The following is a 16933-nucleotide window of genomic DNA, read 5'->3' on the forward strand; positions in this document are numbered from 1 at the left end:
CAACATGTTTTTCAGGCGAGGTGGGTGATGAACGTCCTTGTTCATTTATTGCTCACTGCGGAGGGATAAGCTGCAAACCGGTTTAGATCACGCCGTCGCCGCCGTCAGAGCACCATACCTGACCGGAGGTAAAGGAACACTCATCCGAGGCCAGTGTGACGTACAGCGGGGCAATCTCGACGGGCTGTCCCGGACGACCCAGCGGGGTATCCCCCCCGAACTCCTTCACTTTCTCCATCGGCTGGCCGCCGCTGGACTGGAGTACCGTCCAGTACGGGCCGGGGGCGACCGCGTTGACGCGAATGCCTTTCGGACCCAGCTGTTTGGCTAAGGATTTAGTAAACACCGCCAGACAGGCCTTCGTCTGAGCATAGTCCAGCAGTACGGGGCTGGGCTTCACCGCCTGAACGGAGGAAGTGTTAATGATCACGGACGACGCTTTCAGGTGGCGCAGGGCGGCCTTGGTGATCCAGAAGGGGGCGTAAACGTTGGTTTTAAACGTCGCGTCAAAATCTTCAGTGGTCAGCTCTTCAAGGGATTCCCGGAACTGCTGGCGGCCTGCGTTGTTGACCAGAATATCCAGCCCGCCCAGCTTCGAAACGGCTTCTTCGACCAGATTCTGGCAAAAGGTCTCGTCCCGGACGTCTCCGGGCAGCGCGATGGCCTTGCGGCCTTCCGCTTTGATCAGGTCGATGACCTCGGCGGCATCTTTCTCTTCTTCAGGCAGATAGTTGATGGCGACGTCTGCCCCTTCACGGGCGTAGGCGATAGCCACTGCGCGTCCAATCCCGGAGTCACCACCGGTGATCAGCGCTTTTTTGCCGGCAAGGCGGCCATGCCCTTTATAGCTTGTTTCACCGTGGTCGGGTACAGGCTGCATTTCAGACGCCAGTCCCGGCGGCGTTTGCGGCTGTTCCGGGAACGGGGGTTTCGGGTAAGCGTTCGTACGTTGTGTAGTATCACTCATAGCTGACTCCTTAAGCCAAGGGGTGAGATTTGATGGATAGTTGCAGCGTTAACGCTTCGCTGAATTATTTCTGCAAACGATCAACACGAACGACGGCAGGCGATGATTTTTTATCAAGCGAACCGTTGATACTGATCATCTGATCGGGTTTTACCGTTCTGCCGTCGAAGACTGCCTGGGGAATAATAACGTCGATTTTTCCGGTTTTATCCTGGAATACAAACTTATCGCCGCTACCGTCAATAAGATTACCGCGCAATGAAATTGTCGCGCCATCGTGCAATTGTTTTGCCTGATCGATGGTCATAATACGCGCGTCATCGGTTCCACGATATCCGCTGTCCAGCGCGTGGGGCGGTGGCGGTGCTTCACCTTTTTGTAACCCGCCGTTATTATCTGCCCATGCAACTGGAACCAGAAATATCAAAAAAGCGGAAATAAGTGATAATTTCATCTGATATCCTTCATTTTTGAGTGTCTTGACATATTAAGTATTGTTGCTATTCCTTTATGTGGCAAATGTGATAAGTCTTAAAAACATTTTCTTTGGAAATCAAAACTATCTTGAAATAAGCGAAACGGTGACAACGACTATGAAGCATGAAAATGAAAAGTTACCCGGGATAGATGAGAGTTATCGCTTGTTGAGGTTTGAATATTCATTTCGCCAGGTGGGTTTTGTGGTCCTTCTGGCTATTATCATCGCAGCGGTTGCTGGTCTGTTTTCCAGCGGAGTGGTGAGCGATACGGCCAAAACCAATTCCGCTAACTCCTTGAGCATAAACTATGAACGCTTCGGCCGGCGGGAGACGGAGTCAAGAATGCAGGTCACCTTCCCGGTGAAGACGGAGGGCAGCTATACCCTCAGCCTGACCACCGACAGCAGCGACGTGTACGAGCCCGGCAGCGTCTGGCCGCAGCCAGACAAAATGTATAGCCACGGCAAAACCCTCTATTTGGTCTATGACGACCTGCAAAAATCAGACAACTTCTCTGTTTTATACTTCACGACACCTTCCAGAGCCGGTAAATGGAACACCGTCATCCGCGTCAACAACGAGCCGGAGATTAACCTCTGGCAATTTATTTACCCCTAGGAGGCTGATATGGATATGGTCTTTCGCGCGCTGGCGATTTATCTGTTTCTCGTGGTGGTATTTAAAGTGGCAGGGCGACGGGCGCTGCTGCAGATGACCAGCTTTGATCTCATCCTCCTCTTAATTATTAGTGAGGCGACGCAGCAGGCGCTTTTGGGGCAGGATTTCTCCGTTACCGGTGCAATGATTACCATTACCACGCTGGTGGTCGTTGACATTATATTTGGCCTGATGAAGAAATATTTTTCCCCGGTGGAGAATATTCTTGATGGGACCCCTGTGATTCTGGTTGAGAATGGCGTTCCATTAGCGGATAAGCTAAAAAAAGTCGACGTATCTTGTGATGATATTCTGGTTTCAGCGCGTCAAAATAATGGCATTACAGAACTTAGCGAAATTAAATATGCCATACTTGAGCGCAATGGACATATTTCAATCATTCCTGTTGAAAAATAAGAGGCGGCAAGATGAGCAATCTTTTACACGACAGTCATTATACCGAGAGTGAACTCACCAAAAAGCTGGCGAGTAAATTAACCGATGCCGGGCTGCGCTTAACCACCGCGGAATCCTGCACGGGAGGAAAGCTCTCGGTGGCGCTGTGTGCAGAGGAAAACACGGCCGATTTTTATGACGTCGGGCTGGTTGTGTTCAGCGATGAAGCCAAATCGCGGATCCTCGGCGTGCGTCAGGAGACGCTGGCGCGCTATACCGCCGTCAGTGAACAGACGGTGACCGAGATGGCCGCCAGCATCCGCGACATTGCCCAGGCGGATATCAGCATCGCCATCAGCGGCTACGCGGGCCCGGAAGGAGGCGATGACGGCACGGCGGCGGGAACGGTCTGCTTTGCCTGGAATATCTGCGGTGAGACGAAAACCCGCACCGTCCTTTTCTCCGGCGACTGCCAGGATGTGGTGGAAAAAGCGGTGCAATTTTCGCTCGCTGAACTGGTGACAACATTGTCGGACGGCAATAACGGCTAAATTCACGCGGAGGTTCTATGGCGGTCATAGTGATTACCGGCGGGACGGCGGGCGTGGGAAAAGCCACGGCGCTGAAATTTGCAAAGGCAGGTTACGATGTGGGGCTTATCGCCCGCGATGAAGCCAGCCTGCACTCCACCCAGGAAGAGCTGCGCCGCTTCGGCGTTAATGCCCACGCGGTGCAGGCGGACGTCGCCGACAGTCAGGCGGTGGTGGATGCGGCTAACGAGATCGAGTATCGCCTCGGGGCGATTGATGTCTGGGTCAACAATGCGATGGGGGCCGTGCTGGCGCCGTTTCGTACCCTGACGCCGGATGAGTTTCGTCGCGTGACAGATGTTACCTATCTCGGTTTTGTTAACGGCACCCGCGCCGCGCTGGAGCTGATGGTGCCCCGCGACAGGGGGGTAATTATTCAGGTGGGGTCCGCGCTGGCCTACCGTTCCATCCCTTTGCAGTCGGCCTACTGCGGGGCCAAAGCGGCGATCCGCGGGTTCACCGATGCGGTGCGCACGGAGCTGATGCACGAGAACAGCCGGGTTCAGCTTTCCATGGTGCAGATGCCGGGGCTCAATACGCCGCAGTTCGAATGGGCAAGGAATAAGTTCGCCTGGGCGATGCGACCGGTGCCGCCGGTCTTTGAGCCTGAAGTGGCCGCCAGCGCCATCTTTAAGGTTGCGCAGAAACCGGTGCGCGAGCTGTGGGTGGGCAGCAGCACTATCCAGTCCATCGTCGGGCAATTCTTCTTTCCGGGCTACCTTGACCGTCTGATGGTAAAAAAAGCCTGGGAAGGCCAGATGACCGACGATCTGAACGCAGCGGATCGGCGGGACTATCTCGACCAGCCGATTGACGACCTGCACAAAATCCATGGTCGTTTTACCGACGAAGCGAAGAACCGCGCTACGTCCGTCACCTCCGGTATGCCGGGCAAGGTGGCGCTGGGGGCCCTCGCGGTGGCGGGGATTATGCTGACGCGTCTGATAACCCACCGGAAACGCTAATCATCGCAGCGCGCTGCGGTGCGTCCAGAACCAGCGGTAGCCGTAGGCGCCAATACTGAGTTCGACGGTTTTGCCGCAAACCAGCGCGTCGTCGTAGCGTTTGTCCGCGAGGCAGGCGGTCCAGGTGGCGTTGCGGATCCCTCTTGCGGTGAACTGCACCGGCTGGTCGCTGAAGTTTACGAATGTCAGAATGCTGCGCTCGTCGGTCTCGTAATAGATCCCCAGCACCGCGTCATGATTGAGGGTGATGAGGCGAAAGGGCGCCACGGCAATTTCGGGGAACTCCGATCGGGTATTAGCAATATCAATAATCCGGTGCAGGAGCGAGTTGCGGTGGAGCAGCGAATCGGCGACGTTGATTTTCTGATAGCGGTAGGGCCCGTGGTCGATTATCGGCGCAATAAATTTTTCAGGATCGGCTGCCGAAAACCCGCCGCCCTGTGAACCCGCCCACTGCATTGGGGTGCGGACGGCGTAGCGCTCCTCCAGTTCAAGGTCGTCACCCATGCCGATCTCATCCCCGTAGCGCATCACCGGGACGCCCGGCAGGGAAAAGAGCACCGCGTGGCAGAACGCCAGCCGCTTTGGATCGCCATTCAGCATCGGGGCCAGACGTCGGCGGATCCCACGCTGATAGACGTTCATCTCCTCGTCAGGGGCGAAGGTGTCGAGCACGAACTGTTTATCTTTCTGGCTAATCCCTTCCAGATCCAGCTCGTCATGGTTGCGCAGCCAGTTGGCAAAACAGCATGAATCTGGCGGGACGATCATTTTCTTCACCGCGTTGCGCAGCGGGCGGGCGCTTTTTCTGGCCAGGCTGACGTAGAAATACTTGTTGAGCCAGAAGTTGAGCACCAGATGCAGGCGGTCGTTATTGCCGAAATAGTCTTTATAAACCTCAACGTCTACGTCCACTTCGCCGAGCAGGATCGCATCCGGATTACGCTGTTCGATAAGACGGCGCATGTGCTCCAGGATCCACAGGCCCTTTTTCTCGTCACCGTTGCCCGCCTGCTTCGTGAGGTGTGATGCGGCATCCAGTCGAAATCCCGATACCCCCAGCTTGAGCCAGAAGAGGATAATATACTCAATCTCCTTAAGCACGGCGGGCGAGGTCAGGTTCAGGTCCGGCTCGTGGCGGTAGAACATGTGCCGGTAATACTGTCCCGCTTCGTCGTCCCAGCTCCAGACGCTCTTTTCCACGCCGGGAAACATGGGGGGCGTATCGTCGTCGTCGTTATCCGACCAGATATAGTAATCGCGATAGGGCGAGGCGGGGCTGCGGCGGGCCTGCTGGAACCAGGGATGGGCGTCCGAGGTGTGCTGGATCAGCAGCTCAATAATAACCTGCATGCCCAGCTCCCGGGCCTGTTCGATAAAGGCGATGATATCGGCCAGTTTTCCGAAGCGGGGGTCCACCTGCAGATGGTCGCTGACGTCGTAGCCCTCATCGAGAAAGGGCGTGAGGTAAAACGGGGTGATCCAGATAACTGTCGCCCCCATGCGGCGAATATAGCGCAGCTTGGCCGCGATCCCGGCGATGTCCCCGCAGCCATCGCCGTTCATATCGTAAAAAAGCGCGGTATCAATCTGGTAGATAATGGCCCGTGTATGCCAGTCCGTCATAGCGTTCCTCAGTGATAGCCTTCAGTATCCGAAACTTTGCCCCGGAAGACGTAGTAGCTCCAGGCGGTGTACACCAGAATCACCGGAATTATCAGCAGGGTCCCGACCAGCATAAACAGCTGGCTGGCGGGGGGCGCCGCGGCTTCCCACAGGGTGATGCGCGGCGGAATAATGTTTGGCCACAGGCTGATACCCAGGCCGCTAAATCCGAGGAAGATCAGCCCCAGCGTCAGCAGGAAGGGGCGCGAGTGGCTGGCCGGGTTGCGGGTCAGCCGCCAGATCAACACGCTAAACAGGCCTACCAGCAGGGGAACCGGCAGGAACCAGAAGAAGTTGGGCAGGGTAAACCAACGGTCGGCCACGTACTGCCAGCCGAGCGGCGTCCAGACGCTGACAACCGCGATCACCACCATCAGGGCCAGCAGCACGTGGCGGGTTAGCTCGCGCATGCGGCGTTGCAGGGCGCCTTCACTTTTCATGATAAGCCAGGTGGTGCCCAGCAGCGTGTAGGCGACCACCAGGCCGATACCGCAGAAAAGGTTAAAGGGCGTCAGCCAGTCAAGCGGCGAGCCCACAAAGCGTCTGCCCTCTACCTCAAAGCCGTTGATCACCGCCCCCACGACGATCCCCTGGCTGAAGGTGGCGAGCAGAGAGCCACCGGCGAAGGAGTAGTCCCAGAACTTGCGGTGCGAAGGCGTCGCTTTAAAACGAAACTCAAAGGCGACGCCGCGAAAGATGAGACCGATCAGCATCGCGGTAAGGGGGATAGTGAGCGCATCAATGATCACCGCGTAAGCCAGCGGGAACGCGCCGAACAGCCCCGCGCCGCCGAGCACCAGCCAGGTCTCGTTGCCGTCCCATACGGGCGCTACGCTGTTGACCATCACATCGCGCTCTTTCGCATCGCCCACGAAGTTAAACAGCAGGCCGATGCCCAAATCAAAGCCATCCATAATGATGTACATCAGCGTGGCAAAGACGATGATGGCAAACCAGATAACAGAGATATCGACGCCCATCAGTTTCTCTCCTGTTCCGGAACAGACTCCGCGGCAGACAGTGGACGGGCGGGGGTGCCCGACGTGTTTGACGTCAGCGTATCGACGGGCTGCGGGCCTTTCTTAATCAGCCGGATGAGGTACACATAGCCCACGCCAAACACCGACGAGTAGACAACGAAGAACGCCAGCAGGCTGATGCTCATCTGCAGGGTGCTGTGCAGGGAGACCGCGTCAATCGTGCGCAGATAACCGTAAACCACCCACGGCTGGCGGCCCACTTCGGTGGTCACCCAACCGGCGAGCAGCGCCACCAGACCCGCGGGCCCCATGCAGAGGGCAAACCACTGAAACGGACGCGAGTGGTAGAGCCGGTGGCGATAGCGTAGCCAGAGGCTGACCAGACCGAGGGTAATCATCAGCAGGCCCATTCCGACCATGATGCGAAACGACCAGAAGACGATGGTCGAGTTTGGGCGATCCTCTTTCGGGAAGTCCTTCAGCGCCGGGACCTGCTTATCGAGGCTGTGCGTCAGGATCAGGCTGCCGAGCGCGGGGATTTCAAGACCGTATTTGGTGCGCTCCTCGTCCATATCGGGCAGGCCAAACAGCAGCAACGGCGTGGCTTCGCCGGGCGGATTTTCCCAGTGCCCCTCTATGGCGGCAATTTTGGCTGGCTGATGCTCAAGCGTGTTCAGGCCGTGCATATCGCCCACAACGGCCTGAATGGGGGCAACCAGCAGCGCCATCCACATCGCCATGGAGAACATGGTGCGTATGGCAGGGGTATCATTGCCGCGCAGCAGGTGCCATGCGCCCGACGCGCCGACAAACAGCGCGCTGCTCAGAAAGGCGGCGATGGCCATATGAATCAGGCGGTAAGGGAAGGAGGGGTTAAAGATAATCGCCAGCCAGTCCTGCGGAATGACCTGCCCGTTCTCGATAGTAAAACCCTGCGGGGTGTGCATCCAGCTGTTGGAGGCGAGGATCCAGAAGGTCGACATCAGCGTGCCGAGCGCCACCATGCAGGTTGAAAAGAAGTGCAGCCCAGGGCCGACCTTGTTCCAGCCGAACATCATTACGCCAAGAAAGCCGGCTTCCAGGAAGAAGGCGGTTAACACCTCGTAGGTCAGCAGGGGACCGGTAATACTGCCTGCGAACTGGGAGAACCCGCTCCAGTTGGTGCCGAACTGATACGCCATGACCAGCCCGGAAACGACACCCATCCCGAAGTTAACGGCAAATATCTTGAGCCAGAAGTGGTACAGCGAGCGCCAGACGTCGTTTTTGGTGCGCAGCCACATGCCTTCAAGCACGACCAGATAGCTGGCAAGACCGATGGTGATCGCCGGGAAAAGAATGTGAAACGAGACGGTAAAAGCGAACTGAATTCTGGCCAGATAAAATGCATCAAGTTCGAACATGGTCCGTACCTCTGAAGCGATGGGGCACGAGAATTGCCGGGCAGGTCAGGATGCCCGGCAAAACCGATTACGGTTTACTCTTTCCGGCACCCAGCTCGGCGCCGGTCAGCGGGTCGGAATGGGGATCGGACTTGGTGCGGGCAGACATCGCCTTAACCAGGGTTGCCTGTTCAGCTGTGAGCGTCACGCTGGCGCTACCGTCTCCGCCATCAACCGCAGGCTGGGGGGACTCAACGTAATCAAAGTGCTTATCGCTGTTCCAGCTTCCGCGAACCTCTCCACCTTCAGACATATTGTAGTACTTGTTGGTGAATTCCTCGATTGGCGGCAGTTTTCCCGGCGGGAAATTATTACGAATGGACTGCAGCGCCTTCTCAAAGGAGAGCTGATGCGCCGCCTCACGCGTCATCAGAAACGCCAGCGCGTCCTTCACTCCGGGATCGTCAGTGACGTTAATCAGCCGTTCATAGATGATTTTCGCCCTGGCCTCTGCCGCCACGTTCGAGCGCAGATCCGCCGTCGGCTCGCCGATGGTATCGACGTAGGCTGCCGTCCAGGGCACGCCCGCCGAGTTAGTGAGCGGGGTACCGCCGCCGTAGAGCAGGGAGGTGATGTGGCTGTCGTTACCGTTTTCGGTCATGGACCGATACAGTTCAGCCTCATTTTCCACCCCTTCCGCCAGCGCGCCTTTGGCACCTTTGTTCAGCATACCAACCAGCGTACCGATGATTTCGAGGTGGCTTAGCTCCTCGGTGGCGATATCCATCAGCATATCCTTGCGGCCCGGATCGTCATCGCTCAGGCCCTGAGTGAAGTAACGGCAGGCGGCAGCCAGTTCGCCCTGCGGCCCGCCAAACTGTTCCAGTAAAAGGTTAGCAAGACCGGGGTTGGGTTCGGCGACGCGAACCGTATATTGCAGCTGTTTGACGTGTCGAAACATAGGCACTCTCCTGTGGATTATTTTTTCGCTTCGACACCGTCTGCGTCTGAACGCAGCAGGAACTGTTCCGTCGTTTGCGGGATATGGCGAATCAGCCAGTCGGCCATTTCGCGCTCTTCTGCGAGGATCGTCTCAATGGCAGGAACAGAGGCGGTATCGCCCGCTTTTTTCGCTGCAGCGAGCAGGGAGGTGTAGCAGGCGATTTCAAACTGTTCGAAGACATAGCCGCTGATCGAGCCCTTAACGATCTCATCGGACGGGAACATACCGCCGATGGATTGACCCAGGGCCGCCATTTTGCTCATTGAGTCTTTTAAGACCGAACGAGAAATATCATTACGGTCGAGGATTTCCTCCAGCAATGTAATTTGCCGTTTTGTCTCATTAATATGTTGCTCAATTCTGGCGCGAACATCAGGATAATTATCAATACGGCTGGCCATGGACTCCAGCATAGATTCGGCTTGCTTTTCCATTGCATGGGCATCGCGTAGCCAGTCATGGTAGTGTTCTACGTGATTCATCATTGTATCCTCATTAGGGGTTCGCTTATTTGGTCTCACTTTCAGCAGCCTGATCGGCACGTGCGGCACTGTAGCCAGATAAGTGGCCGACAATATTGGCGTAAATGCTGATGATAATGACCCATAGTACGCTATTTTTCCACCATATTACGGAAGGGATAGCGAGAATGAACCATATTATTGCTGCCGCTAAATGGCACCGTTTAATTGTCCTGGGACTGATGCTCATTTTATTTAACCTGTCTTATCGCGTCATTTCTGCGCTTTTTGGTTAATATTTCCAACGGCCAGGTCGGTGAGTTTAAGGTCGGTCTCTTTCTCTTCTTCCAGCGTTTCGGCAAGAAGTTTAACGGCTTTTTTGTAGCCCAGTTGTTCTGCGAGGGTTGCAAGGGTACCGTAGCTGGCTATTTCGTAATGCTCCACTTTTTGCGCAGCGGCAATTAACGCGGCATCACGCACTTCATTTTTTTCCGTACTTTCGATAACTTCGTTGGCTTCTTCAATTAAGCCTTCCATTGCCACGCACTTCATGCGCTTGAGCTTAATACCGTCTTCCTGTTCGATGATCTGGTCAATACGTTCAATCTGACCCTGCGTCTCCTCCAGGTGCGCGGTGAAGGCGGCGCTCAGCTTCTCGCTGGAGGCGGCGCGAGCGAGTTTGCTTAACGCTCGGGTAAGTTGTTTTTCAGCGCTGTAGGTATCGGACAGAAGATGAATAAATACATCCTCAACGCTTTTCATATTCATAATAATTACGCTCCGGTAAAATAAGGAAAGGGTACTGCGAGCTTTTCAGCCCGCAGCATGCTCTCAGGTTTTATTAAAAGAGTACTAAATAAGATCAGGAGTTATCAGATTTACGGCCTCCGCCGTGACTGTTCTGTCCCCCTTTCTTACCCGCTTCAGATGCGCGTTGCGGATCGTTTTTGAAATTACCACCGCTGTGCTGGCCGCCTTTACGTCCAGCTTCTGATGCTTTTTCACGGTCTTCAGCGAAATTACCGGAACCACCACGATGCTCTGCCATATTAAACCTCATAGTCATATATTGGTTATGTCAGTACGATACGAAAATATTCCGTATCACTCGTCGTTCGAGTAATAACTCTAGTCGCTGTGAGGCATACGTCAAATTCGTTTCGCCATTAGCGGTTGCGTTATATTTAATTATTGCTGCGTTTGCGCTTCGCTTGGTTTGGAAATATGGAAGTGTGGGAAGGACTTGTAAACAAATGATCGGATTAGTCCTAAGTTTCATTTAAAAAGCGGAAGGTTGAGGCCAATAATAATGGCTTAGCAAAAACGAATAATTTGCAAGCGGTGATTAGGAGAAAATTACCCCTTAAGGGCTAGAAAAAATAGCCGCTACGAATCATAAGGAAAATCCTGGAAAAAGATGACGAGGTGGCTGACAGGGGTCGGTAGCACACGGTTTAACCACTGGCGTCTTAAGATCACAAATCAGAAATTCTTCCCCCCGGAAGGAACGGCCTTCTCTACACTCCAGGTAATATTCACTGGAGGCATGACATCATGGCGAACACCATCACGGCTGATGATATTCGGGAACATTTTTCGCAGGCTATGTCGGCGATGTACCAGCAGGAAGTTCCGCAGTACGGCACCTTGCTTGAGCTGGTCGCGGACGTAAACCTGGCGGTTCTGGAAAATAATCCACTATTACATGAACAACTGGCGAACGCCGACGAGCTGGCACGCCTGAACGTGGAGCGTCACGGGGCGATCCGCGTCGGTACGGCACAAGAGCTTTCCACCCTGCGTCGTATGTTTGCGATCATGGGCATGTTCCCGGTCAGCTATTACGATCTTTCTCAGGCGGGGGTACCGGTCCACTCAACGGCGTTTCGTCCGGTTGACGATGCGGCGCTGTGCCGCAATCCGTTTCGTATCTTTACCTCACTGCTGCGCCTTGAGCTGATTGAAAACGTGGCGTTACGCGAGCGGGCGGCAGAAATTCTCTCTCAGCGGAACATCTTCACGCCGCGCTGTCTGGAACTTATTGACCTTTATGAGTCGGAAGGGCACTTTACCGAAGCGCAGGCGCACGAGTTTGTGCAGGAAGCGTTAGAAACCTTCCGCTGGCACCGTCATGCAACGGTCGACCAGGAGACCTACCTGGCGTTGAGTAACGAGCACCGCCTGATAGCTGACGTGGTCTGCTTCCCGGGTTGCCATATCAACCACCTCACGCCGCGCACGCTGGACATTGACCGGGTGCAGGAGCTGATGCCGAAGTACGGGATTGAGCCCAAAATTCTGATCGAAGGGCCGCCGCGTCGTGAAGTGCCGATCCTGCTGCGTCAGACCAGCTTTAAAGCCCTCGAAGAGCCGGTGCTTTTCGCCGGGGAACATAAAGGCACCCACACCGCGCGCTTCGGTGAAATTGAACAGCGCGGCGTGGCTCTGACCCGGAAAGGCCGTGAACTGTACGATCGCCTGCTGGCCCAGGCCGGAACCGGAAAAGATAACCTCACGCACCAGCTGCATTTGCGGGAGATTTTCAGCGCCTTCCCGGACAGCGAAATGTTCCTGCGCCGTCAGGAGCTGGCGTATTTTCGCTATCGCCTGACCCCGGCGGGAGAGGCCCATCGTCACGCGTTTCGTCCGGGGGATGACCCGCAGCCGCTGATCGAGCGCGGGTGGGTGGTGGCCCAGCCGATAATTTACGAAGATTTCCTTCCGGTCAGCGCGGCGGGGATTTTCCAGTCCAATCTCGGGAATGAAACCCAGGCGCGCAGCCACGGAAATGCCAGCCGCAATGCGTTTGAAGCCGCACTCGGCTGCCCGGTGTATGACGAATTTACGCTCTACGAGGAGGCGGAAACGCGCAGCAAACAGCGTTGCGGTTTGCTCTGAAATCGTTACTCTTCAGGGGTGTGATGGAAAAAATAAGGTCGTTATGCAAAATCCTTCCGCCCCTGTGGTTGAAACGCGCCAGGGCGCACTGTCTGGTTTAACCGATGAAAACGTTCACCTCTGGCGCGGTATTCCCTATGCCGCACCGCCCGTTGGCGACTGGCGCTGGCGCTCACCCCGGCCGCCGGAACGCTGGGATGGCGTGCGTGCAGCTACCGACTTTTCGCCCTCAAGCTGGCAAAGCAGTGAATATTGTCAGGAGCTGGGCGGGGGCGATCCCGGCCAGTTTTCTGAAGACTGCCTCTATCTGAACGTCTGGTCCCCTATCGACCGTACCGGGCCGCTGCCGGTCATGGTCTGGCTGCACGGCGGCGGGTTTACGATCGGCGCCGGAAGCCTGCCGCCGTATAACGGCAAAGCCCTGGCATCCCGCGGGGTGGTTGTCGTCACGATTAACTACCGTCTCGGCCATCTCGGCTTCTTCGCCCATCCCGCTCTGGAAGGTGAAGAGGAGCGGGTGGTGCATAATTTTGCCCTGCTGGACCAGATCACCGCGCTCAAATGGGTGCGGGATAATATTGCCGCGTTTGGTGGCGACCCGAATAACGTGACCCTGTTTGGTGAATCCGCCGGCGCGCGCAGTGTGCTGTCGCTGCTGGCCTCGCCGCTGGCGGAAGGACTATTCCATAAGGCGATAGTGCAAAGCGGGTACACCTTGCCGGACACGCCGCGCGCGCAGGCCCTGCAAAAAGGGGAAGCGCTGGCCGCCCACTTCGGGCTGGAAAATGCGACGGCAGAGCAGCTGCGCGCGATCCCGCCCGAGGCGTTCTGGCCGCTGACCTCGCCGCTGAACGTCGCCCCGGCCCCTATCGTTGGGGATTGCGTTCTGCCGGAGGCGATGCTGGACGTCTTTTTCGCCGCCCGCCAGCATCCCGTGCCGGTGATGATTGGCTCCAACAGCGATGAAGCCAGCGTGATGGCGGTGTTTGGTGTCGATCTCGCCGGGCAGATCCAGAAGCTTCGCCGGGAGCGCCGCTTCGGGCTGGGGCTCATCAAGCTGCTTTATCCGGGCGTGAAGGGCGACGAGGAGCTCGGCAGGCAGGTGTGCCGCGACATGGCCTTCACCACTATGGGCTACGTGGTGATGCAGGCCCAGCAGCGCGTCGGCGGGCTTTGCTGGCGCTACTGGTTTGACTATGTGGCCGAAGCGGAACACGCCACCTATATCAACGGTGCCTGGCACGGCAATGAGGTGCCGTACGCGTTCGATACCCTCGGGCAGGTGGAGCCTTCGCGCCAGTACGTTAACGAACGGGATCTGGCGTTTGCCGCCCAGGTAGCTGATTACTGGGTGAGCTTTGCGCGCGATGCCGGAACGCATGACAGCCTTCACGGGCCGACGCGCTGGCCCGCCTGCCGCAAAGGGCGGGACGTGCTGTTACGTATTGGTGTGAATAAACATGCAGGTTTCAGGCTTGAAAACCGCTTTATGCGCGCCCGCATGAGCCTCTTCAAGCGCGTAATGAAGCACCACGTCAGCCTCGATTAAGCAAACAGGCGCGAAACGCCGCCAGACCATTCTCCTGACAAGGCGTTTCGCGCAGCACCAGCCGGTAGCTCGCGCCGGTTTTAATGCTGGTCTCATAGGGCCGCATTAGCCTTCCGGCGCGGACATCTTCTGCCACCAGCGTTTCGTCGGCAATGGCTACGCCCAGCCCCTGAATGGCGGCGGTAATGGCGAGATCCATCGTATCGAAGTGTTGATTTTTGTGCATAACAAAGCCCGGACCTTCCTGATTCGCCAGCCACAGTGACCAGTCTGTCTTATCCCTTGTCGGATGAAGAAACGTCAGCGAACCCAGCGCGGCACCCGCTCGCACGGGGCTGAACACCGGCGTCAGCGCCTCTTCGAACAGCAGATCGCCTGCGCTCATGTGCGTGCCGAAGACGATGGCGGCATCGTAAGATTCGGTTTTGAAATTGACGTTATGATCGGTCGTGGTGGTGAGCGCGATCTGCAGATCCGGCTGCTCGCGCTCCACTTCCAGCAGGCGCGGCACCAGCCAGCGCATCGCGCAGGTGGGGGCCTTGAGGCGGATCACCGTGTGCTGGCTGCGGGCCTGGTCGGCAACGCTCAGCAGTTGTTCGAAGGAGGACTGCAGTTCGGGAAGCAGGGCACTGCCCTGCGGGGAGAGGCGCAACCCGCGCGCGTGGCGCTCAAACAGCGGAAAGCCAAACCAGGCTTCAAGGGAGGCAATCTTACGGCTCACGGCCCCCTGCGTCAGGCAGAGTTCCGCGGCGGCGTGGGTAAGATTCAGATGCCGCGCGGTGACTAAAAATGCGTCGATGGCATTGAGCGGGAGCGAACGGCGTGACATTGAAACACCTCAGCTATGCATTTTTCTCATGGCTATTATGACAACAATTCGATTGTCCCGGCAACGAAGTTGTTGTTTGAATAGTTATGCAATATCCATGAGAAGGGAAAGAGGATGACTTTACGAACGCCGGTGCAAACGCGCTCCAAGCTGCCAGACGTGGGGACCACCATTTTTACCGTTATCGGCCAGCTTTCGGCCCAGCATAACGCCATCAACCTTTCTCAGGGGGCACCGAATTTTTCCTGCGACCCGAAGCTGATCGCCGGCGTTACCCGCGCGATGGAGGCAGGGCATAACCAGTATGCGTCGATGACCGGCCTGCAGCCGCTCAAAGAACGCATCGCCGATAAGATTGCCGCGCTCTACGGCACGCAGTATAACCCTGCCAGCGAGGTGCTGGTCACCGCCAGCGCCAGCGAAGGGCTCTATTCGGCGATAAGCGGGCTGGTGCACCCTGGCGATGAGGTGATCTACTTTGAGCCGTCGTTTGACAGCTACGCGCCGATTGTTCGTCTGCAGGGGGCAACGCCTGTCGCCATCAAGCTCACGGTGCCGGATTTTGCCGTCAACTGGGATGAGGTCCGTGCGGCAATCACCCCGCGCACGCGCATGATCATCATCAATACGCCGCACAACCCGAGCGGCCAGGTCTTCTCCGCTAATGACCTGCAGCAGCTGGCGGCGCTAACGCGCAATACCGACATCATTATTTTGTCTGACGAAGTGTATGAACACGTCGTGTTTGATGGGGAACCGCACCACGGGATGGCCACGCACCCGCAGCTGGCGGAGCGTAGCGTGATTATTTCTTCTTTCGGAAAAACCTATCACGTCACCGGCTGGCGCGTGGGTTATTGTGTGGCGCCAGCAGAGCTGATGGACGAGATATGTAAAGTCCATCAATTTTTGATGTTCTCTGCCGATACGCCAATGCAATACGCGTTTGCAGAACACATGACCGATCCGCAAACCTGGCTGTCGCTGTCGGCGTTTTACCAGCGTAAGCGCGATCTGCTGCACGGCCTGCTGGCCGATTCGCCGTTTACCCTGCTGCCGAGCGCCGGGTCGTTCTTTATGCTGGCGGACTACAGCCAGTTTAGCGACGAGCGCGACAGCGAGCTGGTGAAGCGGCTGATTGTTGAGTACGGTGTTGCCACCATTCCGCTGTCGGCGTTTTATGCCGACGGCACGGATAATAAATTGATTCGTCTCTCTTTTGCGAAAGATGAGGCGACGTTACGGGCAGGTGCTCAAGCCCTGTGTCGGGTTAAACCACGCTGAGATAGGCTCTGAGGAGTTTGAAATGAAATTACGCGCGTTAGTAGTCGGCATGGGATTGCTGTGTACCTTTTCCTCCTTCGCGGCCACCGAGCTGCGCTACGGTCTGGAAGCGGAATATCCGCCGTTTGAAAGCCGTAATGCGGCAGGCGAACTGGAAGGGTTTGACGTTGAGCTGGGAAATGCCATCTGCAAAGCGGCAGCGCTGAAGTGCAGCTGGGTCGAAACCTCGTTTGACGCGCTGATCCCGGGGCTGGTGGCGAAGAAGTTTGACGCCATCAATTCGGCGATGAATATCACCGAACAGCGCCGCAAGAGCATCGATTTTACCCAGCCGATCTACCGCATTCCGTCTCAGCTGGTGGGCAAGGCCGGTACGGCGGTCGAAGCAACGCCTGAAGGGCTGAAGGGGAAAACCATCGGCGTGCTGCAGGGGTCGATTCAGGAAACCTATGCCAAAGAGCACTGGGAAAAGCAGGGTGTCACCGTGGTGTCGTATAAAGATCAGAATATGGCCTGGGGTGACCTGCTGAATGGCCGCATTGACGCCTCGCTGGTCATGTCCGCGGCCGGGCAGGCGGGTTTCCTCAGCAAGCCGCAGGGAAAAGGGTTTGGCTTCATCGGCAAACCGGTGTCTGACGACACTATCCTCGGCAGTGGGATCGGCTTTGGGTTGCGCAAAGGTGACGAGGCCACCAAAAAGCAGCTTGATGCCGCCATTGATAAAGTACGTGCCGACGGCACGATCGCCAAACTCGCTGATAAGTACTTCCCGGGTATCGATGTCAGCGTAAAATAACCGCCTCATTGGCCCCGTCAGCTGATGTCCTG

At 56.6% G+C, this 16933-nt stretch carries 19 protein-coding genes; 8 read left to right on the top strand and 11 right to left on the bottom strand.

Annotation, left to right across the window (positions count from 1 at the left end):
- Window positions 1-82: 82 nt before the first annotated feature.
- Together IM271_RS00080 and IM271_RS00085 are read right to left on the bottom strand one after the other, a co-directional pair.
- Window positions 83-967, bottom strand: a complete 885-nt coding sequence (locus IM271_RS00080; RefSeq protein ID WP_028013098.1) for an SDR family oxidoreductase — start codon at window positions 965-967, stop codon at window positions 83-85.
- 64 nt (window positions 968-1031) lie between these two features.
- A complete protein-coding gene (locus IM271_RS00085) occupies window positions 1032-1421 on the bottom strand; it encodes a YdeI family stress tolerance OB fold protein (RefSeq protein WP_045630393.1) in 390 nt (129 codons plus the stop codon).
- A 139-nt stretch (window positions 1422-1560) separates the two neighbouring features.
- Between IM271_RS00085 and IM271_RS00090 the strand changes: the two genes are divergently transcribed.
- Genes IM271_RS00090 through IM271_RS00105 form a run of 4 tightly spaced genes read left to right on the top strand, consistent with a single transcriptional unit; the run spans window position 1561 to window position 4054 of the window.
- Window positions 1561-2064 carry a hypothetical protein gene (locus IM271_RS00090; RefSeq protein ID WP_048959564.1) on the top strand — a complete coding sequence of 168 codons (504 nt, stop codon included), beginning with the start codon at window positions 1561-1563 and terminating at the stop codon, window positions 2062-2064.
- Window positions 2065-2073: 9 nt separating this feature from the next.
- The gene (locus IM271_RS00095) at window positions 2074-2520 is read left to right on the top strand and encodes a DUF421 domain-containing protein (protein ID WP_028013100.1); all 447 of its coding nucleotides are present in this window, start codon (window positions 2074-2076) and stop codon (window positions 2518-2520) included.
- An 11-nt stretch (window positions 2521-2531) separates the two neighbouring features.
- Window positions 2532-3050 carry a 2-oxo-tetronate isomerase gene (locus IM271_RS00100; protein ID WP_192971050.1) on the top strand — a complete coding sequence of 173 codons (519 nt, stop codon included), beginning with the start codon at window positions 2532-2534 and terminating at the stop codon, window positions 3048-3050.
- 17 nt (window positions 3051-3067) lie between these two features.
- Window positions 3068-4054 (top strand): SDR family oxidoreductase, encoded by a 987-nt coding sequence (locus tag IM271_RS00105; protein ID WP_193051933.1) that lies wholly within the window; start codon window positions 3068-3070, stop codon window positions 4052-4054.
- On the opposite strand, the gene IM271_RS00110 is transcribed toward IM271_RS00105, so the two are convergent.
- From IM271_RS00110 to IM271_RS00145, 8 genes are all read right to left on the bottom strand, one after another.
- Window positions 4055-5680, bottom strand: coding sequence for an alpha-amylase family protein (locus tag IM271_RS00110; RefSeq protein ID WP_193051934.1), 1626 nt, complete (start codon window positions 5678-5680; stop codon window positions 4055-4057).
- A gap of 8 nt (window positions 5681-5688) precedes the next feature.
- A complete protein-coding gene (gene cydB, locus IM271_RS00115) occupies window positions 5689-6699 on the bottom strand; it encodes a cytochrome d ubiquinol oxidase subunit II (protein ID WP_028013104.1) in 1011 nt (336 codons plus the stop codon).
- Complete coding sequence (locus IM271_RS00120; protein ID WP_193051935.1) at window positions 6699-8102, bottom strand: cytochrome ubiquinol oxidase subunit I; 1404 nt, start codon at window positions 8100-8102, stop codon at window positions 6699-6701. Before IM271_RS00120 ends, cydB begins: the two co-directional genes overlap by 1 nt.
- A 67-nt stretch (window positions 8103-8169) precedes the next feature.
- Complete coding sequence (locus IM271_RS00125; RefSeq protein WP_028013106.1) at window positions 8170-9042, bottom strand: manganese catalase family protein; 873 nt, start codon at window positions 9040-9042, stop codon at window positions 8170-8172.
- Between the two features lie 17 nt (window positions 9043-9059).
- Complete coding sequence (locus tag IM271_RS00130) at window positions 9060-9566, bottom strand: ferritin-like domain-containing protein (protein WP_028013107.1); 507 nt, start codon at window positions 9564-9566, stop codon at window positions 9060-9062.
- 25 nt (window positions 9567-9591) lie between these two features.
- Window positions 9592-9795, bottom strand: a complete 204-nt coding sequence (locus tag IM271_RS00135) for a hypothetical protein (protein ID WP_008502273.1) — start codon at window positions 9793-9795, stop codon at window positions 9592-9594.
- 23 nt (window positions 9796-9818) lie between these two features.
- Window positions 9819-10313 carry a ferritin-like domain-containing protein gene (locus IM271_RS00140; protein ID WP_023337266.1) on the bottom strand — a complete coding sequence of 165 codons (495 nt, stop codon included), beginning with the start codon at window positions 10311-10313 and terminating at the stop codon, window positions 9819-9821.
- A 94-nt stretch (window positions 10314-10407) separates the two neighbouring features.
- Entirely contained in the window at window positions 10408-10593 is a 186-nt protein-coding gene (locus tag IM271_RS00145; protein ID WP_004150795.1) for a general stress protein, read from the bottom strand.
- A gap of 506 nt (window positions 10594-11099) precedes the next feature.
- Here IM271_RS00145 and IM271_RS00150 point away from each other — a divergent pair.
- Window positions 11100-12443 carry a VOC family protein gene (locus IM271_RS00150; protein ID WP_193051936.1) on the top strand — a complete coding sequence of 448 codons (1344 nt, stop codon included), beginning with the start codon at window positions 11100-11102 and terminating at the stop codon, window positions 12441-12443.
- A gap of 43 nt (window positions 12444-12486) precedes the next feature.
- Entirely contained in the window at window positions 12487-13992 is a 1506-nt protein-coding gene (locus IM271_RS00155; protein ID WP_193051937.1) for a carboxylesterase/lipase family protein, read from the top strand.
- On the opposite strand, the gene IM271_RS00160 is transcribed toward IM271_RS00155, so the two are convergent.
- Window positions 13979-14821 (bottom strand): LysR family transcriptional regulator, encoded by an 843-nt coding sequence (locus IM271_RS00160; protein WP_193051938.1) that lies wholly within the window; start codon window positions 14819-14821, stop codon window positions 13979-13981. The two genes, IM271_RS00155 and IM271_RS00160, sit on opposite strands and share 14 nt — an antisense overlap.
- A 114-nt stretch (window positions 14822-14935) precedes the next feature.
- Between IM271_RS00160 and IM271_RS00165 the strand changes: the two genes are divergently transcribed.
- Window positions 14936-16105: a pyridoxal phosphate-dependent aminotransferase gene (locus IM271_RS00165; RefSeq protein WP_063438032.1), complete on the top strand. Its 1170-nt coding sequence runs from the start codon at window positions 14936-14938 to the stop codon at window positions 16103-16105.
- Between the two features lie 22 nt (window positions 16106-16127).
- Window positions 16128-16901 (top strand): transporter substrate-binding domain-containing protein, encoded by a 774-nt coding sequence (locus IM271_RS00170; protein ID WP_025756391.1) that lies wholly within the window; start codon window positions 16128-16130, stop codon window positions 16899-16901.
- The last annotated feature ends 32 nt before the right edge of the window (window positions 16902-16933 follow it).

Origin of the sequence: Enterobacter cloacae complex sp. I3, assembly GCF_014896175.1 — a bacterium.
Classification (GTDB): domain Bacteria; phylum Pseudomonadota; class Gammaproteobacteria; order Enterobacterales; family Enterobacteriaceae; genus Enterobacter; species Enterobacter bugandensis.